This window comes from Streptomyces sp. NPDC097640, assembly GCF_040302705.1.
In the GTDB taxonomy this organism is placed as follows: domain Bacteria; phylum Actinomycetota; class Actinomycetes; order Streptomycetales; family Streptomycetaceae; genus Streptomyces.
On record NZ_JBEOSB010000008.1, the window covers coordinates 123311 to 145141 of the forward strand.

21 protein-coding genes are annotated in these 21831 nt (G+C 74.2%); 12 read left to right on the top strand and 9 right to left on the bottom strand.

What is annotated here, in order from left to right; translation table 11 throughout:
• Window positions 1-307: 307 nt before the first annotated feature.
• On the bottom strand, window positions 308-847 hold the full coding sequence (locus ABTY62_RS14425) for a hypothetical protein (RefSeq protein WP_352129734.1): 540 nt from the start codon (window positions 845-847) through the stop codon (window positions 308-310).
• A gap of 102 nt (window positions 848-949) precedes the next feature.
• On the opposite strand from ABTY62_RS14425, the gene ABTY62_RS14430 reads away from it, so the two are divergent.
• Window positions 950-1894, top strand: coding sequence for a DMT family transporter (locus ABTY62_RS14430; protein WP_352129735.1), 945 nt, complete (start codon window positions 950-952; stop codon window positions 1892-1894).
• A 27-nt stretch (window positions 1895-1921) separates the two neighbouring features.
• Here ABTY62_RS14430 and corA read toward each other — a convergent pair whose 3' ends face one another.
• A complete protein-coding gene (gene corA, locus ABTY62_RS14435; RefSeq protein WP_352129736.1) occupies window positions 1922-3022 on the bottom strand; it encodes a magnesium/cobalt transporter CorA in 1101 nt (366 codons plus the stop codon).
• Between the two features lie 472 nt (window positions 3023-3494).
• On the opposite strand from corA, the gene ABTY62_RS14440 reads away from it, so the two are divergent.
• From ABTY62_RS14440 to ABTY62_RS14450, 3 genes are all read left to right on the top strand, one after another.
• The gene (locus ABTY62_RS14440) at window positions 3495-4100 is read left to right on the top strand and encodes a suppressor of fused domain protein (RefSeq protein ID WP_352129737.1); all 606 of its coding nucleotides are present in this window, start codon (window positions 3495-3497) and stop codon (window positions 4098-4100) included.
• Window positions 4101-4217: 117 nt separating this feature from the next.
• A complete protein-coding gene (locus tag ABTY62_RS14445; RefSeq protein WP_043486859.1) occupies window positions 4218-4856 on the top strand; it encodes a DUF6758 family protein in 639 nt (212 codons plus the stop codon).
• A 70-nt stretch (window positions 4857-4926) separates the two neighbouring features.
• A complete protein-coding gene (locus tag ABTY62_RS14450) occupies window positions 4927-5838 on the top strand; it encodes a PHP domain-containing protein (RefSeq protein ID WP_352129738.1) in 912 nt (303 codons plus the stop codon).
• Window positions 5839-5925: 87 nt separating this feature from the next.
• On the opposite strand, the gene ABTY62_RS14455 is transcribed toward ABTY62_RS14450, so the two are convergent.
• Window positions 5926-6078, bottom strand: a complete 153-nt coding sequence (locus ABTY62_RS14455) for a DUF8834 family protein (protein ID WP_014176661.1) — start codon at window positions 6076-6078, stop codon at window positions 5926-5928.
• Between the two features lie 207 nt (window positions 6079-6285).
• Here ABTY62_RS14455 and ABTY62_RS14460 point away from each other — a divergent pair, with 207 nt between their 5' ends.
• Window positions 6286-7221, top strand: a complete 936-nt coding sequence (locus tag ABTY62_RS14460; RefSeq protein ID WP_352129739.1) for an NYN domain-containing protein — start codon at window positions 6286-6288, stop codon at window positions 7219-7221.
• Window positions 7222-7250: 29 nt separating this feature from the next.
• Here ABTY62_RS14460 and ABTY62_RS14465 read toward each other — a convergent pair whose 3' ends face one another.
• Both ABTY62_RS14465 and ABTY62_RS14470 read right to left on the bottom strand, forming a co-directional pair.
• Complete coding sequence (locus ABTY62_RS14465; protein WP_352129740.1) at window positions 7251-8144, bottom strand: alpha/beta fold hydrolase; 894 nt, start codon at window positions 8142-8144, stop codon at window positions 7251-7253.
• Between the two features lie 152 nt (window positions 8145-8296).
• Window positions 8297-10054 (bottom strand): DEAD/DEAH box helicase, encoded by a 1758-nt coding sequence (locus tag ABTY62_RS14470; RefSeq protein ID WP_352129741.1) that lies wholly within the window; start codon window positions 10052-10054, stop codon window positions 8297-8299.
• A 455-nt stretch (window positions 10055-10509) separates the two neighbouring features.
• Here ABTY62_RS14470 and ABTY62_RS14475 point away from each other — a divergent pair, with 455 nt between their 5' ends.
• Window positions 10510-11289: a ferritin-like fold-containing protein gene (locus tag ABTY62_RS14475; RefSeq protein ID WP_352129928.1), complete on the top strand. Its 780-nt coding sequence runs from the start codon at window positions 10510-10512 to the stop codon at window positions 11287-11289.
• Window positions 11290-11395: 106 nt separating this feature from the next.
• On the opposite strand, the gene ABTY62_RS14480 is transcribed toward ABTY62_RS14475, so the two are convergent.
• The 4 genes from ABTY62_RS14480 to ABTY62_RS14495 form a co-directional block, all read right to left on the bottom strand.
• The gene (locus ABTY62_RS14480; RefSeq protein ID WP_311727660.1) at window positions 11396-11662 is read right to left on the bottom strand and encodes a hypothetical protein; all 267 of its coding nucleotides are present in this window, start codon (window positions 11660-11662) and stop codon (window positions 11396-11398) included.
• Window positions 11663-11872: 210 nt separating this feature from the next.
• Entirely contained in the window at window positions 11873-12100 is a 228-nt protein-coding gene (locus ABTY62_RS14485; protein WP_311727661.1) for a DUF3107 domain-containing protein, read from the bottom strand.
• 156 nt (window positions 12101-12256) lie between these two features.
• Window positions 12257-12898, bottom strand: a complete 642-nt coding sequence (locus tag ABTY62_RS14490; RefSeq protein WP_311727662.1) for a TetR/AcrR family transcriptional regulator — start codon at window positions 12896-12898, stop codon at window positions 12257-12259.
• Between the two features lie 135 nt (window positions 12899-13033).
• A complete protein-coding gene (locus tag ABTY62_RS14495) occupies window positions 13034-13264 on the bottom strand; it encodes an Rv3202a family protein (RefSeq protein WP_352129742.1) in 231 nt (76 codons plus the stop codon).
• A gap of 210 nt (window positions 13265-13474) precedes the next feature.
• Between ABTY62_RS14495 and ABTY62_RS14500 the strand changes: the two genes are divergently transcribed.
• The 6 genes from ABTY62_RS14500 to moeZ all read left to right on the top strand — a co-directional run bounded on the left by ABTY62_RS14500 (window position 13475) and on the right by moeZ (window position 21825).
• The gene (locus ABTY62_RS14500; protein ID WP_352129743.1) at window positions 13475-14551 is read left to right on the top strand and encodes an alpha/beta fold hydrolase; all 1077 of its coding nucleotides are present in this window, start codon (window positions 13475-13477) and stop codon (window positions 14549-14551) included.
• On the top strand, window positions 14535-16052 hold the full coding sequence (locus ABTY62_RS14505) for a DUF3152 domain-containing protein (RefSeq protein ID WP_502997460.1): 1518 nt from the start codon (window positions 14535-14537) through the stop codon (window positions 16050-16052). Before ABTY62_RS14500 ends, ABTY62_RS14505 begins: the two co-directional genes overlap by 17 nt.
• Window positions 16053-16273: 221 nt before the next feature.
• Window positions 16274-18154, top strand: a complete 1881-nt coding sequence (locus ABTY62_RS14510) for a DUF3492 domain-containing protein (RefSeq protein ID WP_352129744.1) — start codon at window positions 16274-16276, stop codon at window positions 18152-18154.
• Window positions 18151-19503 (top strand): hypothetical protein, encoded by a 1353-nt coding sequence (locus ABTY62_RS14515; protein WP_352129745.1) that lies wholly within the window; start codon window positions 18151-18153, stop codon window positions 19501-19503. The genes ABTY62_RS14510 and ABTY62_RS14515 overlap by 4 nt, the downstream gene beginning before the upstream one ends.
• Before the next feature lie 45 nt (window positions 19504-19548).
• Window positions 19549-20517 carry an SDR family oxidoreductase gene (locus tag ABTY62_RS14520; RefSeq protein ID WP_352129746.1) on the top strand — a complete coding sequence of 323 codons (969 nt, stop codon included), beginning with the start codon at window positions 19549-19551 and terminating at the stop codon, window positions 20515-20517.
• Window positions 20518-20646: 129 nt separating this feature from the next.
• A complete protein-coding gene (moeZ, locus tag ABTY62_RS14525; protein WP_311727668.1) occupies window positions 20647-21825 on the top strand; it encodes an adenylyltransferase/sulfurtransferase MoeZ in 1179 nt (392 codons plus the stop codon).
• Window positions 21826-21831 lie beyond the last annotated feature (6 nt).

The following is a 21831-nucleotide window of genomic DNA, read 5'->3' on the forward strand; positions in this document are numbered from 1 at the left end:
AGGCCCCGCGGTGGAGGCCCCGCGGTGGAGGCCCCGCGGTGGAGGCCCCGCGGTGGAGGCCCCGCGGTGGAGGCCCCGCGGTGGAGGCCCCGCGGTGGAGGCCCCGCGGCGGAGTCCCGCAGCGGAGTCCTGCGTGCTGGCGCCGCGTGCGCTGGCGCCCAGCATGGTGGTGCCCCGCGTGCTGGCGCCCAGCGCGGTGGCGCCCCGCGTGCTGGACCGGTGCGCTGGAGCGCCGTTGGGCTGGAGTTTCGTGCGGCGGGGCCGGGCCCGGGCGGGGGAGTCGGGTGTGACGCGAATCGACGGGGGCTCAGGCGCGCTTGCGGGTGCGGGGGCGGCGGGTCAGGAGTTTGGGGAGCGCGGCGGGCATCGGGCGGCGGGTAGTGGCCGGGCTCGGGGGCGGCGTCGCGGCCAGGGAGCCGGACGGCGGCTCCACCAGCGGGCCCGGAGCCGGTTCCAGGCGCAGCACCCGGCACTCACGGGCCCAGCGCTCGGCGATCCGCTCGGCGTCCGGCGCGTTCAGCCGCTTGCCCTTGAGCTCCTCGACGGCGGCCGTCCATGCCTCGCCGCCGGGCGCCAGCTCGGCCACCCGGGCGGGCCAGGCGACGAGCCGTCCGCCCTTGTCCTTGCTGCGCACGGTGACGGTGGCGGCGCCCCCGTCCACCAGACCGAGGCCGCTCAGGGGCTGCTCCCCGGGGCCGTCCCCGACCAGACACACCGCGCCCTCGTGCCACACGTGCCACAGCGCGCGCTCGGTGTCCCGGGCGCCGTCCGCGCCCCGGACCCAGATGAGGGCGGACTTCTTGGCCGCCTCCTCGATGAGGGCGCGGTCCATCGGGGTCTGCGTCATGCCGACAGCCTATGACCACCCCCGACGGCCGCCGGACGGACGGCCGTCCCAGCACGTGGGCCGACAGTTTCGAAGCGGACCCATGCCCCTTACCCTGAGGCGGTGTCCAGCGCCAGTTCCAGCCGCACCGGAGCCGCCACCCGTGCCGGGTCGGCCGCTGAGCCCGTCGCTCACCGCGCTGCCCCACTCGATGTGGCGCTGCTGGCGCTCGCCGTCGTCTCGGTCTCGTCCTCGGCGCCGCTGGTCGCCGCGACGGCGGCTCCGGCCCTCGCCGTCGCGTTCTGGCGCAATGCCATGGCCGTCGGTGTGCTCACCCCCTTCGCGGCGCTGCGCCATCGCCGGGAGCTGCGCGGGATGGGGCGCGGCGGGGTGCTGCTGTCCGTGGGGGCGGGGGCGCTGCTGGCGCTGCACTTCGGGACGTGGCTGCCCAGCCTGCACATGACCTCCGTCGCCTCGTCGACCGCGCTGGTCACCACGACCCCGATCTGGACCGCGCTGCTGCTGCGGCTGCGCGGGCAGCGCCCGCCGGCCCTGGCCTGGGCGGGCATGGCGGTCGCCATGCTCGGCGTGCTGCTGCTGACCGGGGTCGACCTGGCGCTGTCCCCCCGCGCGCTCGCGGGCGACGCGCTCGCGCTGGTGGGCGGCATCGCGGGCGCGGGGTATGTGGTGCTCGGCGCGGAGGTGCGGCGGACGGTGAGCACCACGGCGTACACCTATGTCTGTTACGGCACCACCAGCGTGCTCCTGCTGCTCACCTGCCTGGCCTCCGGCACGGCCCTGGGCGGCTACAGCGGCGCGACGTGGCTGAAGCTGGCCGTGCTGACGGTCACCGCCCAGCTGCTGGGCCACTCGCTCATCAACCGCGTGGTCAAGGGCCTGGGGCCGTCCATCACCTCGACCGCGCTGCTGCTCGAGACGCCGGGCGCGGCGCTGATCGCCGCCCTCTGGCTGGGCCAGACGCCCGAGGCGGTCGCCTACCCGGCGCTCGCGGTGATCCTGATCGGCCTCGCGCTGGTGATCCTGGCCGACCGCAGGAAGCCCGGCTGAGGGCAGGGCTGCCGGGCCGCGGACAGGTCAGAGCCAGCCGTTGCGCTTGAAGCCGCGGTGGATCGTGACACAGATCGCGACCGTGACGACGAGCACCGCCGGGTAGCCGAACTTCCAGCGCAGCTCCGGCATGTAGTCGAAGTTCATGCCGTAGATCCCGGCGATCATCGTGGGCACGGCGAAGATCGCCGCCCAGGAGGTGATCTTGCGCATGTCCTCGTTCTGGGCGACCGTGGCCTGCGCCAGGTTCGCCTGGAGGATCGAGTTGAGCAGGTCGTCGAAGGCCAGCACCTGCTCGTTGACCCGGGCCAGGTGGTCCGCGACATCCCGGAAGTACTTCTGGATGTCCGGGTCCACCACCCGCATCGGCCGCTCGCTGAGCAGTTGCATCGGCCGCAGCAGCGGCGAGACGGCCCGCTTGAACTCCAGCACCTCGCGCTTGAGCTGGTAGATCTGCCCCGCATCGCCGCCCCGCCGGGAGCTGGCCGCCGAGAAGACGTCGATCTCGACCTCGTCGATGTCGTCCTGGACCGCGTCGGCGACCGCGAGATAGCCGTCCACGACCTGGTCGGCGATCGCGTGCAGCACCGCAGAGGGGCCCTTGGCGAGCAGCTCGGGGTCCTCCTGGAGGCGGTGGCGCAGCGCGCGCAGCGAGCCCTGGCCGCCGTGCCGGACGGTCACGATGAAGTTCCGGCCGGTGAAGCACATCACCTCGCCGGTCTCGACGACCTCGCTGGTGGCGGTGAGCTCCGCGTGTTCGACGTAGTGGATCGTCTTGAAGACGGTGAACAGGGAGTCGTCGTACCGCTCCAGCTTCGGCCGCTGGTGCGCCTGGACCGCGTCCTCCACGGCCAGCGGGTGCAGCCCGAACTCCTGCGCGATGCCGGCGAACTCGCGCTCGGTGGGCTCGTGCAGCCCGATCCAGGCGAAGCCGCCCTCGGCGCGCACCCGCTTCATGGCCTCGGCCGGGGAGCAGTGGTCGCTGACCCGCCGCCCCTCGCGGTAGACGGCGCAGTCGATCACCGCGCTGGAGACGGACGGGTCGCGGGTGGTGTCGTAGTTGCTGGTGGCGCGGGTGCGGCGCAGGGCGGGGCGGACGGCTGCGCGCAGGTCGCGGATCATCGACATGACGGGCTCCTTCACAAGCGGGCCGTCAGCGGCGGGCGCGCGGCGCAGCGCGGCCCGGAAGGTGGACGTACGGGCTTCGGTGGCCGTACGTCCGCAAAGCGGGCGGCGCTCCGTGCGATGGCGCTGACGGAAGTTCGCGGAAAATCGCGGAGACGCGATAAAGAAAGGGGCAAAGCGTTACGAAGGCGCTCTACCGTCACGTGCCCTGGATGCGAAATCACTTCACGTGTTTCACCGCGAGGCGGTGGGGTACGGAAGGTTTCAGATCACCAACAGACGCATACCAAGGGGAAGAGGACGGGAGAACTGTCGGTACTGCACGGTCGACTCGGATCCACCGCAGCCCCACCTCCTCCAGCCGGTCCCCCTTGAGGGATGACGTGTAACACCCTGGGCAGGCGTCAAGGCTATCAGCCGCCTGAAGCGTTCAGCCGTCGCTTTGCCTGTTCGATACGCGATCTATGCTCGCCGCATGTCAGACGTTCTTCAGCTGGTCGAGGCCCGGTTGCGTACGGCGCTGGGCGAACCCGACGCCCGCGCGGCCGTGACCTTCGTCGGCACGGACCGCATCGAGGTGCTCCGCTTCCGGGACGGGGACGTCGTCCGCTACGCCACGCTCGGCATGTCCGACCGGCCGATGGCCGACCCCACCGCCGTCCTCGCCGACCCGCTGCGCGGCCCGCGCGCCGAGCTGGTGCTGACGGTGCGGACCGGCGAGGACGCCGGCCCCGGGCTGCCCGTGCTCGACGAGGTGCTCCGCCCGCTGGCGGTCCTCGCCGCCTCCCCTCAGGTCGAGGGGGTGGTGGTGACGCCGGGCGCCTCGCTCGACCTGGGCGGGCCGCTGTGGCCGGGGGCGCCCTTCAGCTCCGTACTCGTGGCCGAACCCGGCGGGCTGGTCGAGGACGTGGAGCTGGACCTGCCGAGGGACCCGGTCCGGTTTCTGCCGCTGCTGCCCATGACCGGGAACGAGGCGGCCTGGAAGCGGGTGCACGGGGCTGGGGCGCTCCAGGACCGCTGGCTCAGGCACGGCACGGATCTGCGGGACCCGGCCCGCTCCGCGGTGCCGCTGGCGAGCTGAGGGACACGCCGGTCTGTCCTGGGCCGGGCCCCGGTCGATCCGGGCGCGTCCACGCGTCGCATCCGGACGGGTGATCGTCCTTGACGTGGCGGTTTCCGGGGAGGACCGTGGGGCCCTATGAGGGGCGAACCCAGTTGCCCGAAGTGCGGTGGCCGGGTGCGGGCGCCCGGTCTCTTCGCCGACTCCTGGCAGTGCGGGGTGCATGGCACGGTGCACCCCCTCCAGCCGGTCGTCCCGCCGAGCGTCGAAGCACTCGTGGTGGTGACCAACCGTGCCCGGGTGCCCGTGTGGATGCCGTGGCCGCTGCCGGTGGGCTGGCTGTTCACCGGTGTCGCGTGCGCGGGCGACGACCGCAGCGGCGGCCGGGCCACCGCCGTCGCCTGCTCAGGACCCGGCCCGCTGGGCGGGCCCGGGGAGCTGCTGCTGGTCGCGGAGGAGCTGGGGGTGGGGCTCGGGGCGCGCTACGCCGGGATCCGCGGCCCTGACCCGGGGCCGGGGATGCGGGTCGACCGCGCGCCGCAGGTCAAGGTGTTGGCCGCGGGGCGGCCCACCCCGCTGTGGCTGGTCGAGGGCACGCCGGACGACCGCGCGGTGTTCGCGGGCGAGGCGTGCGGGCTGTGGCTGTGGGCGATCGTCTGGCCCGAGCAGACCGGTCTGATGATGTACGACGAGATGGTGCTCACCGATCTGCGGGACGCCGGGGCCGAGGTGGACCTGGTGCCGTGCGGGGCGCTCTCGCCGCGGATCCTGGGCTGATCATCCCGGTCGCGGCCGGTTACCCTGGAGCGTCCGCTCCGTTCCACCGCCGTAGCCGGGAGTCCGCGTCGTGCGCATCGATCTGCACACCCACTCCACCGCGTCCGACGGCACCGACACCCCCGCCGAGCTGGTGCGCAATGCCGCCGCGGCCGGGCTGGACGTCGTCGCGCTCACCGACCACGACACGGTCGGCGGATACGAGGCGGCGAAGCGGGCGCTGCGCAGTTGTTCATCGGGGTTGACCCTGGTGACCGGCGCCGAGCTGTCGTGCCGGCTGGCGCTCCCGCCGTCCGGCGGAGGCTCGGGCGCTTCGGAGGACGGCGCGGCGGGCGTGAGCCTGCACATGCTGGCGTATCTCTTCGACCCGGCCGAGCCGGAGCTGGCGCGCGAGCGCGAGCTCGTCCGCGACGACCGGGTGCCACGCGCCCGCGGGATGGTCGACAAGCTGCGCGAGCTGGGCGTGCCGATCACCTGGGAGCAGGTGGCGCGGATCGCCGGTGACGGGGCCGTGGGGCGGCCGCATGTGGCCACCGCGATGGTCGACCTGGGTGTCGTCGAAAGCGTCTCGGACGCGTTTACGCCGCAGTGGCTCGCCAACGGCGGCCGGGCCTACGTCGAGAAGCACGAGCTCGACCCGTTCGACGCGATCCGGCTGGTCAAGGCGGCCGGCGGGGTGACCGTCTTCGCGCATCCGCTGGCCCTCAAGCGCGGGCTGTGCGTGCCCGAGAGCGCGATCGCCGAGCTCGCCGCCGCGGGTCTCGACGGCATCGAGGTGGACCACATGGACCACGACGAGCCCACGCGCGCGCGGCTGCGCGCCCTCGCCGCCGACCTCGGACTGCTCACCACGGGCTCCAGCGACTACCACGGCAGCCGTAAGACCTGTCGTCTCGGTGAGTACACGACGGATCCGGAGATCTACGGAGAGATCGCCCGCCGGGCGACCGGGGCGTCCCCGGTGCCGGGCACGGCGGGCTGAGCCCGGCACCGGGCCGGTCCGGACGCACAAGCGCCCCCGTGCGACGAGGCACAGGGGCGCTGAAAGCTGCGTACTACATGCGGGGCGTTACCGGGCTGAACTTTCGGCGGGGCGGATGTAGATGCGCTGACCGATTGCGGCGGCCTGCTGCACGATCCGGTTGACGGAGGCGGCGTCTACAACGGTGCTGTCCACGGCGGTGCCGTCGACGTCGTCAAGGCGCATGATCTCGAAGCGCATGGCTTCTCCCTTCGTCTGATCCTCCTGAGGAGAACTGTGATGATGAACGGACGCCGGCGGCGTCTCTGCCGTGAGCGTCTGTACGGTTCAACAGAGGGTCTACGGAAAACATTCCCTACGCTAAAGAAAATTTTCGGGAGCCTAATTACCGTCTCGTACCAGGTCCGGTTGTGTCCCTAGCGCGCTGGCCCGGACAATGAAGCGCGTATGAGTGACGTCACGCCTGCGGGCCAACCAGACCTCGCCTCGATCGTCTCGGGCATTGAGCGCACCAACGAGCTGTTGCAGCGTGTGCTCGCCGAGGTCGCGACCACACCCTCCACCCACGCGATATTCGTGGACGCCGGCTACGTCTACGCGGCAGCCGGCCGACTGGTCGCCGGGACCGAGGACCGCAGAGCCTTCGAGCTCGACGCCGAGGGGCTCATCGAGGCGTTCATCGACAAGGCCCGCACGATCTTCCCGGACAGCAGACTCCTGCGCGTCTACTGGTACGACGGCGCCCGGCGCCGTATCCACACCTCCGAGCAGCAGGGCATCGCCGAGCTGCCCGACGTCAAGGTCCGGCTCGGCAACCTCAACGCCAACAACCAGCAGAAGGGCGTCGACTCGCTCATCCGCACCGACCTGGAGTCCCTCGCCCGGCACCGCGCCATCGGCGACGCGGCGCTGATCGGCGGGGACGAGGACCTGGTCTCCGCGGTCGAGTCGGCGCAGGGGTACGGCGCGCGGGTGCACCTGTGGGGCATCGAGGCCGTCGAGGGGCGCAACCAGGCCGAGCCGCTGCTGTGGGAGGTCGACAGCCAGCGCACCTTCGACCTCGACTTCTGCAAGCCGTACGTCACCCGCCGCCCCATGGGCTTCGAGCCGTACGGGGCCGGCGACCCGGTCCCGGGCGGCCCCGCCCCCAGCCGCGACGATGTGCGCTTCGTCGGGGCGCAGATCGCCGCGCGATGGCTGTCCTCGCGCGGCCGGGAGTCACTCGCCGAGCTGCTGCCCGGCCACCCCTATCTGCCGGGCTCGGTCGACCAGGAGCTGCTGATCGACGCGGAGGCGCTGCTGCGGCTGTCGCTGCGTACGCACGCCGATCTGCGCCGGGCGCTGCGGGACGGCTTCTGGGAGCACCTACAGGCCCAGTACTGAACCCAGTACTGAAGGCCCGGCGCCGGGGGTCAGCCCTGGCGGGGTGCGACGCCGCACCAGAAGTCGATCAGTGCCTCGGCGGTGGGACGCGGTCGCTCGGCGTTGGGGGAGTGCCCCGCGCCCTGGATCACGGTGCGGCGGGCGGCCAGCCGCTCGGCCATCCCGTCCATCAGCGACACCGGCCAGGCGTCGTCCACCACCCCCGACAGCACATGCTTGGGCAGCGTCACCGCGGCCAGCTCCGCGACCCGGTCCGGCTCCCGGTTCAGCTGCCGCCCGGTGGCCATCAGCTGCTCGGGCACGGTGCCGAGCCAGCGCTGATGCAGAAACTCCTCGATGCCGGGCGGCGTCGTCTCCTCGGGCGCCTCCTGCGGGTCCAGCTCGCGCATCGCCCGCCAGACGCTCTCCATGTCGGTCACGGACAGCGCGTCGATCAGCAGCTTGGTGCGGGCCTGCTGCGGCTCGGAGATGGCGGCCGGGCCCGAGGACATCAGCGTCAGCGAGGCGAAGGCACCCGGGTCCAGCAGCACGGCGGCCCGTACGATCAGCCCGCCCAGGGAATGCCCGAGCACATGCGGCGGAGCGGGGTCCCCGGCGGCGTCGGCGTCGGAGTTCAGCGCGGCCGCCTGCGCCAGTACGTCCCGGGCCAGCTCCGGCTGCGCGTACGCCGCCTCGTCCCGCGGCCCCTCGCTCTCGTGCTGCCCCCGCCCGTCCAGCGCGACCGCCCGGAACCCGGCGCGGGCCAGCGGCTCCAGCAGCGCGATGAAGTCCTCCTTGCTGCCGGTGAACCCGGGCACCAGCAGCACCGTGCCGCGCGGCGCCCCCTCGGGGCGCGCGTCGTGTACGGCGAACTCGCCGCGCGCGGTGCGAAGGCGGTACGCGCGGGCGCACCCGGGCAGCGTGAGGAACGGCGGCCTGCTCATGCGCCGAGGCTAGCGCGTACACGGAAAATCCCGGCCAACCCACCGTGACGAGTACCCCGTGCCGCGGGCCGCTCGAGGGCCCGGCCGGGGGACACCGAAGGGCCCGGTCCGCGGGGAGCGGACCGGGCCCTTCGGCGGTTGAGCGGGTGCCGTCAGCTCGCCTCTGTGGCCTCGGCGGTTTCGGCGGCCTTGGAGGCCGCGCCGCGGGTGCGGCGACGGCGGCGGGCCGGCTGGGGCTCGCCTTCCTCGGCTGCTGCCGGGGACGCCTCGGCCTCGGCGGACGGGGCCGCCGCTGCCGCTTCCGTGGCCTTGGCGGCCGTGGTGGAGCGGGTGCGGCGACGGCGCGGCTTGGCGGGGGCCTCGGCGGGCTCGGCGGCCGCCTCCGCGCCCGGCTGGGCCGGCGCGGTGTCGGCGACGGCCGTGTCCGGGCCCTCGGCCGTGGCCACGCCTGCCTCGGCCGTCTCGGCCGCCTTGGCCGTGACCCCGGCGCGGGTACGGCGACGGCGGCGCGGCTGCCTCGGCTCGGCCGGCGCGGTCTCGGCGTCGGCGGGGGACTCGACCGCCGCGGTGTCCACGGCCGTCTCGCCCGTCGTCCCGTCGACCGCGACGCCGCCGCGCAGCCGGCGCCGCTGGCGCGGCGTGCGGGTGCGGGCGGGGCGCTCCTCGACGGGCGCCGCCGAGCGGCGGCCACCGCGGCCGCCCCGGGGTCCGCGGGCGCCGGTCTCGCCGAGGTCTTCGATCTCCTCGGCGTCCAGGCCCGCCCGGGTGCGCTCGGCGCGCGGCAGGACACCGGTGGTGCCCTCCGGGATGTTCAGCAGCTCAAACAGGTGCTCGGAGGTGGAGTAGGTCTCCTCCGGCTCGTTGAAGGGCAGGTCCAGCGCCTTGTTGATCAGCTGCCAGCGCGGGATGTCGTCCCAGTCGACGAGGGTGATGGCGGTGCCCGAGGCGCCCGCGCGGCCGGTGCGGCCGATGCGGTGCAGATACGTCTTCTCGTCCTCGGGGGACTGGTAATTGATCACATGCGTGACGCCCTCGACGTCGATGCCGCGCGCGGCGACGTCGGTGGCCACCAGCACATCGACCTTGCCGTTGCGGAAGGCGCGCAGCGCCTGCTCGCGCGCCCCCTGGCCGAGGTCGCCGTGGACCGCGCCGGAGGCGAAGCCGCGGCGGGACAGCTGGTCGGCGATGTCGGCGGCGGTCCGCTTCGTACGGCAGAAGATCATGACGAGGCCGCGGCCCTCGGCCTGGAGCACACGCGCCACGACCTCGGGCTTGTCCAGGGAGTGGGCGCGGAACACATGCTGCGTGATGTTCGCGACGGTCGCGCCCTCGTCGTCCGGCGCGGTGGCGCGGATGTGGGTGGGCTGCGACATGTAGCGCCGGGCCAGCGAGATGACCTGGCCCGGCATGGTCGCCGAGAAGAGCATCGTCTGGCGCTTGGCGGGCAGCATCTGGATGATCTTCTCGACGTCGGGCAGGAAGCCCAGGTCGAGCATCTCATCGGCCTCGTCGAGGACGAGGGACTTCACGGCGGAGAGCCGCAGCTTCTTCTGGCCGGCCAGGTCGAGCAGCCGGCCGGGGGTGCCGACCACCACGTCGACGCCCTTCTTCAGGGCCTCGACCTGCGGTTCGTAGGCCCGGCCGCCGTAGATCGACAGGACGCGCACGGCGCGCACCTTGCCGGCGGTGAGCAGGTCGTTGGTGACCTGCTGGCAGAGCTCGCGGGTGGGGACGACCACGAGCGCCTGCGGGGCGTCGGTCAGCAGCTCGGGCGCGGCCCGGCCCGCCTCGACGTCCGCGGGGACGGTGACGCGCTCCAGCAGCGGGAGGCCGAAGCCCAGCGTCTTGCCGGTGCCGGTCTTGGCCTGGCCGATGACATCGGAGCCCGAGAGGGCCACCGGGAGCGTCATCTCTTGGATGGGGAACGGGGACGTGATGCCGACGGCCTCGAGGGCCTCGGCCGTCTCGGGGAGGATCCCGAGTTCTCGGAAAGTGGTCAGGATGCTTGCCTCTTCTGTGAGACGCGGCGTGAGGCGGCGAAGGGGGTCGCACGGCGCCCCGAGTACAACCGGCCTTGGGGTGGCCGGTCCGGCGCGGGACCACTGCCCTCGCTCGAGCGCTCATACCGCGAGCGGGTCCCTCCTGCCGTGCGCACGATTCCATGCGCGCCGCGCGGAGGGCGGTCGGTTTGGAGCCGATCGGGCCACCGACCGGGCATCCGTATTCGTGGAACGACCCGCCGATACTCGACGGGCGCCAATAGCACTGTACCCCGAGAGCGCGCATCTGTGACCGGGATGCCGGTTCCGCCCTGTGGTCGGCCATGGCTGACCAGGGCCTTCCCAGGGGCGCTCAGCGGGCTATTGTGCGCTGCATGGAGACGTCTGACACACCGGATAACGCCCCCGCCGCCGGGGAGACCGCAGAGGGACACACCGGCGAGGAGCCCACCGGGATCGCCGCCCAGGACTGGGATCGGGCCGCCGCCCACCCGCAGTACCGGGCCGCCGTCGTGGATCTGCTCGGCGCCCTCGCCTACGGCGAGCTGGCCGCCTTCGAGCGCCTGGCCGAGGACGCCAAGCTGGCGCCGACGCTGGAGGACAAGGCGGAGCTGGCGAAGATGGCGTCCGCCGAGTTCCACCACTTCCAGCAGCTCAGGGACCGGCTGGCGGAGGTGGGCGAGCAGCCGACGGCGGCCATGGAGCCCTTCGCGGCGGCGCTGGACGGGTTCCACCGCCAGACCGCTCCGTCGGACTGGCTGGAGGGCCTGGTCAAGGCGTACGTCGGCGACTCGATCGCCAGCGACTTCTACCGCGAGGTGGCGGCCCGGCTGGACTCGGACACCCGAGGGCTGGTGCTGAGCGTGCTCGACGACACCGGCCACGCCACGTTCGCGGTGGAGAAGGTGCGGGCGGCCATCGAGGCGGACCCGCGGGTCGGCGGGCGGCTGGCGCTGTGGGCGCGGCGGCTGATGGGCGAGGCGCTGTCGCAGGCGCAGCGCGTGGTCGCGGAGCGGGACGCGCTGTCCACCATGCTGGTCGGCGGGGTGGCGGACGGCTTCGACCTGGCGGAGGTCGGCCGGATGTTCTCCCGGATCACCGAGGCGCACACCAAGCGGATGGCCGCGCTGGGCCTGGCCTCCTGAGCCGGCGGACGGAACGGCAGCGGCGGCCCGTGCCCCAGGGGGGTGCGGGCCGCCGCTCATGTCGGACGGATGGGCCGGTGGACGTGGTGTGCCGCGCGGCCGGGTCTCAGGCCGGGGCGGAGCGGCGCAGCCCGCTCGCCGGGCGGACCAGCAGCGACAGCAGCGCCACCGCGAAGCCGAGCGCGACGATCAGCACCGTCGCCGTGTGGCCCGCGCCCAGCACGGCGTGGGCGAGCAGGGCGCCGAGCAGTGCGGCGCCGGGGCCGGTGGACAGCAACAGACGCCTGGAATGGAACCTCCGGGGCTGCCATCGGCCCGCCCCGTAAGCGATGGCGAGACCGATCAGTACGGAGGCGAGCGCTTCCAAGATCATGGTGCGTCCTTCCCGTGGGCGGGGATCGGGACCGGGGCCCGGGGTCACATCGGTCCGTGCCCTGGTCGAGGCCGTCCTACCCCCGGCCGGGGGTAGGCAACCCTGTCGGCCCGAGCCGCACCCGAAGGTGGCCTTCCGCACGGAAAGCGGCGGGGCCCGGTGAGGTTTCCCCACCGGGCCCCGCCGCTGTTGGCGCGGACGCTCGGACGCTCAGAGCGCGCTGAAGCCGACCTTGCGGGCGGTCGGCTCGCCGATCTCGACGTACGCCAGCCGGTCGGACGGGACCAGGACCTTGCGGCCGTGGTCGTCCACCAGGGTCAGCAGCTGCGCCTTGCCGGCGAGCGCCTCGGCCACCGCGCGCTCGACCTCCTCGGCGGTCTGCCCGCTCTCCAAGACGATCTCGCGGGGCGCGTGCAGCACGCCGATCTTGACCTCCACGGCTTTGTCCCTCCGACGGTCAGTTGGGTGCGCGGCCAGCCGCGCCGTACGCAGCACACATTAGCCCGGTGCGGAGACCGAGCGGGCCGCCCGGGCGCACGCCCGCAGCGAACACGCGCGGCCGTCCGCGGGGAATACGCGGCGGGGCCGTGCCGTTCAGTGGCCGCCTTCGGTCCCGTGCAGAGGGAAGCCCGCGATGCCCCGCCAGGCCAGCGAGGTGAGCAGCTGCACCGCCGTGTCGCGCGGGACGGAGCTCTCGCTGGAGAGCCAGTAGCGCGCGACCACCTGCGAGACCCCGCCGAGGCCGACCGCCAGCAGCATCGACTCGTCCTGCGACAGCCCGGTGTCCTCGGCGATCACCTCGCTGATCGCCTCGGCGCACTGGAGCGCGACCCGGTCCACGCGCTCGCGCACGGCCGGCTCGTTGGTCAGGTCGGACTCGAAGACGAGGCGGAAGGCGCCGCCCTCGTTCTCGACATACGCGAAGTAGGCGTCCATGGTGGCGGCGACCCGCTGCTTGTTCTCGGTCGTCGACGCCAGCGCGGTGCGCACCGCCTGGAGCAGCGCCTCGCAGTGCTGGTCCAGCAGGGCCAGATAGAGGTCGAGCTTGCCGGGGAAGTGCTGGTAGAGCACGGGCTTGCTGACCCCGGCGCGCTCGGCGATGTCGTCCATGGCCGCCGCGTGATAGCCCTGTGCGACAAAGACCTCCTGGGCGGCCCCCAGGAGCTGATTCCGTCGGGCTCGGCGCGGCAGGCGCGTGCCACGCGGGCGCGCCTCGGTCTGCTCGATGGCTGTCACGCCGCCTCCCAAATGAGTGTTCCGTACACGGTGTCCACCGCGCCGCCATCGTACTTTTGGGTAACAGGCCGGCGCGCGGTCCGTACGGAGAATTTCACGGACCGGACTCCATGAAAAGCTGACAAATGGCGCAGGTCATTGATAGTCGTCCTCGTTCACCTCGACGACCCGGGTCTGTTCCACCCGGTCCGCCTCGTTCGCCTCCACCAGTCTGTCGGTGATCCGGGGCGGAGGCTCGTCCCGGTGCGGAAGGAGATCGTGGCGCTGCTCCGCGGCGTCCACTTCCGGCGCCTCGACGTCCTCCACGGCGGATTCGGTGACGTCGGTTTCCTCGAAGGTCTCGGGGTCGCTGGGGTCGACGGACATCTCTCCCCTTCCCTGGGGCGCGTTCTCCTGGGGCGTTCCTGAGTTCCTGCGTTCCCCGGGTCCCCGGATCCGGGCGCCTGTCCCGCCCGCTTCCGGCCCGGGTGATCGTCCCTGTGTATTACGAGCCTAGGAGAGCTCACTTTCGGACGCTACGCGGCCTGTGAGGCCGAACACAGAGCTCCGTACGTGATCGTCTCGTAACATTGCCGCATGTCTTCGACCGAGCAGCCGGATGCCCGCACTGTTTCCGCGGTCCCGCCCGCCCGGCCCGTTCGTGTCGGAGCGGGGGAGAAGCTGCGCACCGCGCGCCTCCCCGGCCTCACTCTCACCGTACGGTCGCGTCCGCCGGTGCGGGACGGCCTGCCGCCGGCGCTGTATGTGCACGGGCTCGGCGGCTCCTCGATGAACTGGTCGCTCCTGATGGAGCCGCTCGCCGACCTGGTGGACGGGGAAGCCCTGGACCTGCCCGGCTTCGGCGACTCCCCGCCGCCGGACGACGGCGACTACTCCATAGCCGGCCACGCCCGCGCCGTGGTCCGCTATCTCGACGCGAGCGGGCGCGGGCCCGTCCATCTGATCGGCAATTCGCTGGGCGGCGCGGTCACCACCCGGGTCGCCGCGCTGCGGCCGGATCTGGTGCGCACGCTCACCCTCGTCTCGCCCGCGCTGCCCGAGCTGCCCCCGCAGCGCACCGCGGTCCCCACCGCGCTGCTCGCGATCCCCGGCGTCACCCAGCTGTTCACCCGGCTGACCAAGGACTGGGACGCTGAGCGCCGCACCCGCGAGGTCATGGCGCTCACCTACGGCAACCCGTCGCGGGTCGGCCCGGAGCACTTCGCGATGGCGGTGGAGGAGTTCGAGCGGCGGCTCGCCCTCCCGTACTTCTGGGACGCGCTGTCCCGTTCGGCGCGCGGCCTCGTCGATTCGTACACCCTCGGCGGCCAGCACTCGATGTGGCGCCAGGCCGAGCGGGTGCTGGCGCCGACGCTGCTGGTCTACGGCATGCGTGATCAGCTGGTGTCCTACCGGATGGCGGGGCGGGCCGGCGCGGCCTTCCGCGACTCGCGGCTGTTGACGCTGGTGGACGCGGGGCACGTGGCGATGATGGAGTGTCCCGAGGCAGTGGCGCGGGGGATCCGCGAGCTGCTCGACGATGTGACAGGCAGAGAACCCAGAGAAGTCAGAGAAGGCCTGGAGGGCCGGGAGGACGGCGGCCGCCGGGGCGACCCGGGAGAGCCGGCCACCCCGGTGCCGGGCGCGGACGGGAGCGGTGCGGCGCGTGGGTAAACACAGCGCACGTGGCAGCCAGGAGGGCCGCGACCGCCCGTCCGGGCAGGCGGGCCCGGGCTCGGCCTCCGGCGGCGGGCGCGGCCCCGGCGCCGGTCCCGGCTTCGTGGAGTACACGGCCTCCGGCGCGGCTCCGGGCACCGGCCGCAGACGGCGGGTGGCGCCGGGGACCGGCGCGGACCCCGGGGTGACCCCGCCGCAGGGCGTGCCGCGGATGCGTCCGCAGGGGCCCGCGGTGCCGCGGGCCAGGGGCGGGCACCCGGAGCACCGCGAGCCGGGCGGCGGCTGGGGCGCCCTGGGCGCGCCGAGCGGGCCCGGCGGCCAGATGGGCCCCGGCGGTCCGATGGGCCCCGGCGGTCCGGCGCGGCGCGGCGGCGGTCCCGGTGGTGTGCCGGGCGGGGCGCGGGCGTCCTTCGGGGCGCGGACCGCGGGCCCGCCGGCGGGTGCGGCGGCGGGTGGCCTGATGCCCGGCCCGCGCAAGGAGTTCGTGGACGCGTTCGACACGGCCGACGCCCTCGACTGCGACGGCGAGGACGTGTTCGCGGCGGGCGCCCCGGGAGCGGAGCGGAGACCGCGCCGCACCGACGTCGGCGGCGGCGCCGAGCCCGATGCCGACGACGGCGCGGAGGACGAGCCTCAGGACGTGGGCGGCAAGGGCGGCAAGGGGCGGACGTTCACCGGCGTCGCCGCCGCGGCCGTGACCACCGTGCTGGCGGTCGTGGTCGCCGGGCAGGTGGCCAACGGGCCGCAGGACGGCGGCAACACCGCACGGGCCCAAGGCGGCGCGGAGCGCACCGACGCCGCGGGCGACCGCGACGACGGGCGGGCCGGGCGGGCGGCGCCCTCCACCGCCACCCCGAGCCCGAAGGCCACCTCGTACGACGCGCTGATGGCGCGGCAGTTCCCGCTGGACCCGAAGCTGAGCGGGTCCGGGGCGTTCACCACGGTCCCCGGGCAGGACAAGGGGACCGGCCGGGGCCGGGTGTGGCGCTACCGCGTGGACGTGGAGAAGGGCCTGCCGCTGGACGGCGAGCTGTTCGCGAAGGCCGTGCACAAGACGCTCAACGACGACCGCAGTTGGGCACACGCCGGGATGCGCTCCTTCGACCGGGTCTCCTCGGGCCGGGCCGACTTCGTGATCACGCTGGCGAGCCCCGGCACCACCGCGGACTGGTGTCTGAAATCCGGCCTTGACACCACCCAGGACAACGTCTCCTGTGACTCCGCCTCCACCGAGCGCGTCATGATCAACGCCTATCGGTGGGCGCAGGGCGCGAAGACCTTCGGCGACGACAAGATGCACGCCTACCGGCAGATGCTCATCAACCACGAGGTGGGCCACCGGCTCGGCCACAACCACGAGGCATGCTCCCGGCAGGGCGCGCTGGCGCCGGTGATGATGCAGCAGACCAAGTTCCTGTCCACGGACGGGGTCACCTGTCGGCCGAACGCCTGGCCGTACCCCGCCGGCGCCTCGGGCGGCGGCACCGCGAACCGGTAGCGGCGGGCCGGCGAACCCGGCCCGGCCCCGCCCCCGGCTGACGCATCGCCGCCGAGCGGCATTTGACAACGCCTGACGTCAGGGAAGGTCACGGGCGTTCACCCCTTCCGGTGGTGCGACGGACAACCGTCCGCCGCACCACCACCCCTCCCGCATAACGTGCTCCCGCTGCCGGACGGCGGCGCGACGGCTTGCCGACATGGGAGATCGGGGGTGCGCTCATGCGCGTGGGACTGCTCACGGAGGGTGGATATCCGTACGCGGGCGGTGAGGCGGGGCTGTGGTGCGACCGGCTGGTGCGGGGGCTCGCCCAGCACGAGTTCGAGGTCTACGCGCTCAGCCGCGGCGCCCGCCAGGCGGCGGGGGGCTTCATGGAGCTGCCCGACTCGGTGCGGCGGGTCCGTACGGCGCCGCTGTGGGGGGAGCGCCGGGACGGGGGGTCCTACGGGCGGCGCGAGCGGCGGCGGTTCGCCGAGTGCTTCGGGGAGCTGGCGGCGGCCATCAGCGCGCCGGGCGGGCCCGGCAGCGCGGGCGGTCCCGACGCCCCTGACGGTCCCGGCGTCTCCGGGGCCGCCACAGGCCAGGCGGACCGTTTCGCCAGCGGCCTGTACGGGCTCGCCGAGCTGGCCCGGGAGCGCGGCGGGCTGCCCGCCGCGCTCCGCTCCGAGACGGCCGTGCGCGCCCTGGAGCGGGCCTGCCACACCCCCGGTGCGCTCCAGGGCGCGCACCGGGCCCGGGTCGCCGACCTGCTGACCGTGGCCGGAGCGCTGGAGCGCGCGCTGCGCCCGCTGTCGCTCGACTGGTACGGCGACGGGTCCGCTCCGGCCGGGGCGGGGGCGGACGCGGGCCTGTCCGGGGTGGATCTGTGCCACGCCGCCTCGGCGGGCCCGGCCGCGCTCCCGGGGCTGCTGGCCGGGCGCTTCTTCGGCACCCCCCTCCTGATCACCGAGTACGGCGTCCGGCTGCGCGAGTACTACCTGGCGACCGCGGCCCGCCCCGCCGCGCCCCGAGGCGCGGCCCTCTCCGGGCCGGTGCGGACGCTGCTCGCCTCGTTCCAGGGCCGGCTGGCCGCCGAGGCGTACGCCCGCGCCGCGCTGATCACCCCCGGCAACGCCCATGCGCGCCGCTGGCAGGAGCGCTGCGGCGCCGCCCCGGAGCGGCTGCGCACCGTCTACCCGGGCATGGACGCCGGCCGCTTCGCCGAGGTCGGCGAGCGCGGCACGGGCACGGAATCAGGCGGGGGCCGGAGCGGGGGCGCCGGCCGCGGCGCCGACGACGGCTGGACGCTGGTGTGGCTGGGCCGCCTCGAACCCGCCAAGGACGTCGTGGCGCTGCTGCACGCCTTCGCGCAGGTGCGGCGGGCGGTGCCCCGGGCGCGGCTGCGCCTCGTCGAGACCGGGCCCGCCGCCCCCACCGTCGGCGGCTACCCGGCCCACTGCCGCGCCCTCGCCGCCCACCTCTTCCCCGACGAGGCCGCGGACGCCCACACGGTCGGCGACAACCCCGTCTCCTTCGAGCGCCTCGGCGACCCGGAGCTGCCGACCGCGGCGGACGCCTACGCGGCGGGCAGCGTCGTGGTGCTGTCCAGCGTCGTCGAGGGCTTCCCGGTCGGGCTGGTGGAGGCCATGTTCTGCGGGCGCGCCACGGCGTCGACCGACGTCGGCGCGGTGTGCGAGGTCATCGGCGGCACCGGCCTGGTGGTGCCGCCGCGCAATCCGCGGGCGCTCGGCGACGCCTGCCTGGAGCTTCTCGCCGACCCCGCCCGCCGGGAGCGCCTGGGCGCCGCGGCGCGCGCCCGTGCGCTGGAGCTCTTCACCGCCGAGCAGAACGTGGCGGCGTTCCGCGGCATCTATCTGGAGCTGATGTCGCACTGCCCGGTGCGCCGTGAGGAGTTCGGCCCGGACGGCGAGCCCGTGCCCTTCGCCCGCCCGGCCGAGGCCCATATCCCCGGCCGCTGGGCGGCCGTCCGCCGCCCCGGCCCCGCGCCCGAGGACCACATCCCCAGCTGGGCCGCCGCACGGCCCGGCACCGACACAGGACCCGGACCCGAGCCCCTGGGCGTGGGCCCGTGCGCCCCCCTGCCGGGGGAGGCGCGCCCATGACCCGGCCGGGCCCCGCCGCCCCGGGGGACGTCCCGCGGCCGTCGGACGCCGCTGCCGAGGCGGCCCCCCACCTTTCCGGGGACGCCGCGCCCGTCGGCCGGGGGTCGGCGGATCCGGTGCGGGCGTTGATACACCGTCACCACGAGCTGTGCGCGTACGCCGTCGACCCGCTGGAGATCGCCGCCGGTCTGGAGGCCCACGGCGTGACGGACCGCACCGCCGCCCGCTTCCGCCACCGCGACGTCTTCTCGCTCGCCGAGGAGCTGTACGCGCGCGTCCCCCGCGAAGACCGCGAAGACGATGTTCCAGGTGTCCCAGGTGTCCCAGGCGTCCCAGGAGCCCCGGGCGCCCCGGGCGGCCCGGCGGCCGCGCCGCCGCGCGGGCGGGCCTGCGGCGGGCCGGCGCTGGGCGCGCTGCACCTGGTGCCCGGTGTGCTCGGCGCGGCGGTCGTCGTCTGGCTCGCCAGGGCGCAGGACGCGGCGCCGGGGGCGCGGGTGGCCGCCGGGGCCGGTGGGGCGGTGCTGGCGGGGGCCGCGCTGTGGCTGTGCCTGGCGCGCGGGCCGCTGAAGGCGCGGGGCGGCGGGTTCGCCGGGCGGCCGGCCGGGCTGCTCCGCGCCGGCTGGCTCGTCGCGTACGCCCTCTGCGGCGACTGGCTGCTGGCCGGGGTGCGCACCGGTGTGTGGCGGCCCTACGGCACCGCGCCCGCCGACTGGCCCCTCGCCGCGGAGGCGGTTGTCGTCCTCGCCCTCGCCGTCGCGCCCGCCGCGTGGTGCGCGCGCTGGTTCGCGCGGCGGGCACGCCGGAGGCTGGCGGCCAGCCGTGGGCTCGAGGAGTTCGCGGCGGGGGCGCGGCCGCTGCTCGCGGGCACGGTGGCGCTGTTCCTCTGCGCCCTGCCGCCCCTGGTGTTCGCGGTCCGGCTCGCGCTGCCGCTGCCCGGCCGCCCGCCCGGGGACGTCCCGGCGGCGGAGGCGGCCGCCGCGTCCGACAGCGCTGTGGTGACCGTGTGCGTCCTGCTGTTCGTCGCCCGGCTGCTCGCCGTCCACGGCTTCCGCGGGGCCGCGGCCGCCGGCACCGCCGTGGCCTGTGCGGCCGAGGCGGCGGTGCTGGCCGGTGCCGCGGCCGGCCGGCTGCCGGGCGGCGGGCGGTTCGCCGAGGCGGCGGCGCGGGTCTCGGCTGCCTGCGCACCCGCCACCGTCCCGGCCGTGATCTGCGGCGCCACCGCCCTCGCGCTGCTGGCGTACGCGTTCGCCGCGCTCTCACGCGCCTCGGCCCACCCCCCGTACGCCCCCGCCTCCGACGTTTCCGAACTCGCCGCCCCCCTCCGCCCCACCACCACAAGGAGCACATGACATGCGCGACGACATGACCGACCCACAGCCCCGGGAGCGTGGCCGATGAGAGTTCTGCTGCTCGGCTCCGGGGGTTATCTCGGCCGCTATGTCGCCGAACACCTGCTCGCCGACCCCGCCGTCCAGCTCACCGCGCTCGGCCGGGGCGACGACGCGGATGTGCGGTTCGACCTGTCCACCGGCAGCCCCGGCGCGCTGACCCGCTTCCTCAACGCCGTCCACCCCGGAGTGGTGATCAACTGCGCGGGCGCGACCCGCGGCGGGGCGCGCGAGCTGACCCGGCACAACACCGTGGCCGTCGCCACGATCTGCGAGTCGCTGCGCCGCAGCGGCTGCGGCGCCCGCCTGGTCCAGCTCGGCTGTTCCGCCGAGTACGGGCCGTCCCAGCCGGGCTCGTCGACGGCCGAGGACGCGGTGCCGCGCCCCGGCGGCCCGTACGGGGTGAGCAAGCTGGCCGCGACCGAGCTGGTGCTGGGGTCCGGCCTGGACGCGGTGGTGCTGCGCGTCTTCTCGCCGGTCGGGCCCGGCACCCCGGCCGGTTCGCCGCTGGGCCGGCTGGCCGAGGCGATGCGCCGCGCCATGCAGGCCGGGGACGGCGAGCTGAAGCTGAGCGGCCTCGGGGTGCAGCGGGACTTCGTGGACGTACGGGACGTGGCGCGGGCGGTGCACGCGGCCTCGCTCTCGGCCGCGCAGGGGGTCGTCAACATCGGCACCGGGCGGGCCGTCCGGCTGCGCGACGCGGCCGCGGTGCTCGCCCGGGTGGCGGGCTACGGCGGCACCCTGCACGAGATCGACGGCCCGCCCGGCCGCGGGCCGCTGCACCACATCCCCGCGGCGGGCCCGGCCGGGCCCGGGGCCGAGCATGTGGGCGGCGGGTATCCGTACCCGGACGGCTGCGGCAGCTGGCAGCAGGCGGATGTGCGCACCGCGCGGGACCGGCTCGGCTGGCGCTCCAGGATCGGTCTGGAGGAGTCGCTGGCCGACATCTGGATGGAGGCGGCGTGCCGCATCTGACGGCCGGCGGCGCTGCCCGGGTGCTGGGACGGGTCCGTCTCGCGGACCGGACCGCCCGTCTCGGAATGAGATGGGCCATGGCAGTGTTACGAGGAGAAGAACCCTGCTCCCACTCATTACGGAGTCCCCGTGTCGCTGCCACCCCTGGTCGAGCCGGCCGCCGAGCTCACCGTCGACGAGGTCCGCAGGTATTCGCGCCATCTGATCATCCCTGATGTGGGGATGGACGGGCAGAAGCGGCTGAAGAACGCCAAGGTGCTGTGTGTGGGCGCGGGCGGTCTCGGCTCGCCCGCGCTGATGTACCTCGCCGCCGCCGGTGTCGGCACCCTCGGCATCGTGGAGTTCGACGAGGTCGACGAGTCCAATCTGCAGCGCCAGATCATCCACAGCCAGGCGGACATCGGCCGCTCCAAGGCGGAGTCCGCGCGCGACTCGGTGCTCGGCATCAACCCGTATGTGAAGGTCGTGCTGCACGAGGAGCGCCTCGAGGCCGACAACGTGATGGAGATCTTCTCCCAGTACGACCTGATCGTGGACGGCACCGACAACTTCGCCACCCGCTATCTGGTCAACGACGCGTGCGTGCTGCTGAACAAGCCGTATGTGTGGGGGTCGATCTACCGCTTCGACGGCCAGGCGTCGGTCTTCTGGTCCGAGCACGGTCCCTGCTACCGCTGCCTCTACCCGGAGCCCCCGCCGCCCGGCATGGTCCCTTCCTGCGCCGAGGGCGGCGTGCTCGGCGTGCTGTGCGCCTCCATCGGCTCGATCCAGGTCACCGAGGCCATCAAGGTGCTCACCGGCACCGGCGAGCCGCTGGTCGGCCGCCTGATGATCTACGACGCCCTGGAGATGACCTACCGCCAGGTCAAGGTCCGCAAGGACCCCGACTGCGCGGTCTGCGGCGAGAACCCCACCGTCACCGAGCTCATCGACTACGAGGCCTTCTGCGGCGTCGTGTCGGAGGAGGCCCAGGAGGCGGCGGCCGGCTCGACGATCACTCCCAAGCAGCTCAAGGAGTGGATCGACGACGGCGAGAACATCGACATCATCGATGTCCGCGAGCCGAACGAGTACGAGATCGTCTCGATCCCCGGCGCCCGGCTGATCCCGAAGAACGAGTTCCTGATGGGCAGCGCCCTCCAGGACCTGCCGCAGGACAAGAAGATCGTCTTGCATTGCAAGACGGGTGTCCGATCGGCGGAAGTCCTGGCCGTCCTGAAGTCCGCGGGCTTCGCGGACGCGGTCCATGTGGGCGGCGGCGTCATCGGCTGGGTCCACCAGATCGAGCCCGAGAAGCCCGTCTACTGACCCGAG

What these genes read in the sequence shown, in the direction of transcription:
- ABTY62_RS14425 (WP_352129734.1), bottom strand. Translation starts at nt 847, where the DNA reads ATGACGCAGACCCCGATGGACCGCGCCCTCATCGAGGAGGCGGCCAAG.
- corA (WP_352129736.1), bottom strand. Translation starts at nt 3,022, where the DNA reads ATGTCGATGATCCGCGACCTGCGCGCAGCCGTCCGCCCCGCCCTGCGC.
- ABTY62_RS14440 (WP_352129737.1), top strand. Translation starts at nt 3,495, where the DNA reads ATGTCAGACGTTCTTCAGCTGGTCGAGGCCCGGTTGCGTACGGCGCTG.
- ABTY62_RS14445 (WP_043486859.1), top strand. Translation starts at nt 4,218, where the DNA reads ATGAGGGGCGAACCCAGTTGCCCGAAGTGCGGTGGCCGGGTGCGGGCG.
- ABTY62_RS14455 (WP_014176661.1), bottom strand. Translation starts at nt 6,078, where the DNA reads ATGCGCTTCGAGATCATGCGCCTTGACGACGTCGACGGCACCGCCGTG.
- ABTY62_RS14460 (WP_352129739.1), top strand. Translation starts at nt 6,286, where the DNA reads ATGAGTGACGTCACGCCTGCGGGCCAACCAGACCTCGCCTCGATCGTC.
- ABTY62_RS14465 (WP_352129740.1), bottom strand. Translation starts at nt 8,144, where the DNA reads ATGAGCAGGCCGCCGTTCCTCACGCTGCCCGGGTGCGCCCGCGCGTAC.
- ABTY62_RS14470 (WP_352129741.1), bottom strand. Translation starts at nt 10,054, where the DNA reads ATGACGCTCCCGGTGGCCCTCTCGGGCTCCGATGTCATCGGCCAGGCC.
- ABTY62_RS14480 (WP_311727660.1), bottom strand. Translation starts at nt 11,662, where the DNA reads ATGATCTTGGAAGCGCTCGCCTCCGTACTGATCGGTCTCGCCATCGCT.
- ABTY62_RS14495 (WP_352129742.1), bottom strand. Translation starts at nt 13,264, where the DNA reads ATGTCCGTCGACCCCAGCGACCCCGAGACCTTCGAGGAAACCGACGTC.
- ABTY62_RS14500 (WP_352129743.1), top strand. Translation starts at nt 13,475, where the DNA reads ATGTCTTCGACCGAGCAGCCGGATGCCCGCACTGTTTCCGCGGTCCCG.
- ABTY62_RS14510 (WP_352129744.1), top strand. Translation starts at nt 16,274, where the DNA reads ATGCGCGTGGGACTGCTCACGGAGGGTGGATATCCGTACGCGGGCGGT.
- ABTY62_RS14515 (WP_352129745.1), top strand. Translation starts at nt 18,151, where the DNA reads ATGACCCGGCCGGGCCCCGCCGCCCCGGGGGACGTCCCGCGGCCGTCG.
- ABTY62_RS14520 (WP_352129746.1), top strand. Translation starts at nt 19,549, where the DNA reads ATGAGAGTTCTGCTGCTCGGCTCCGGGGGTTATCTCGGCCGCTATGTC.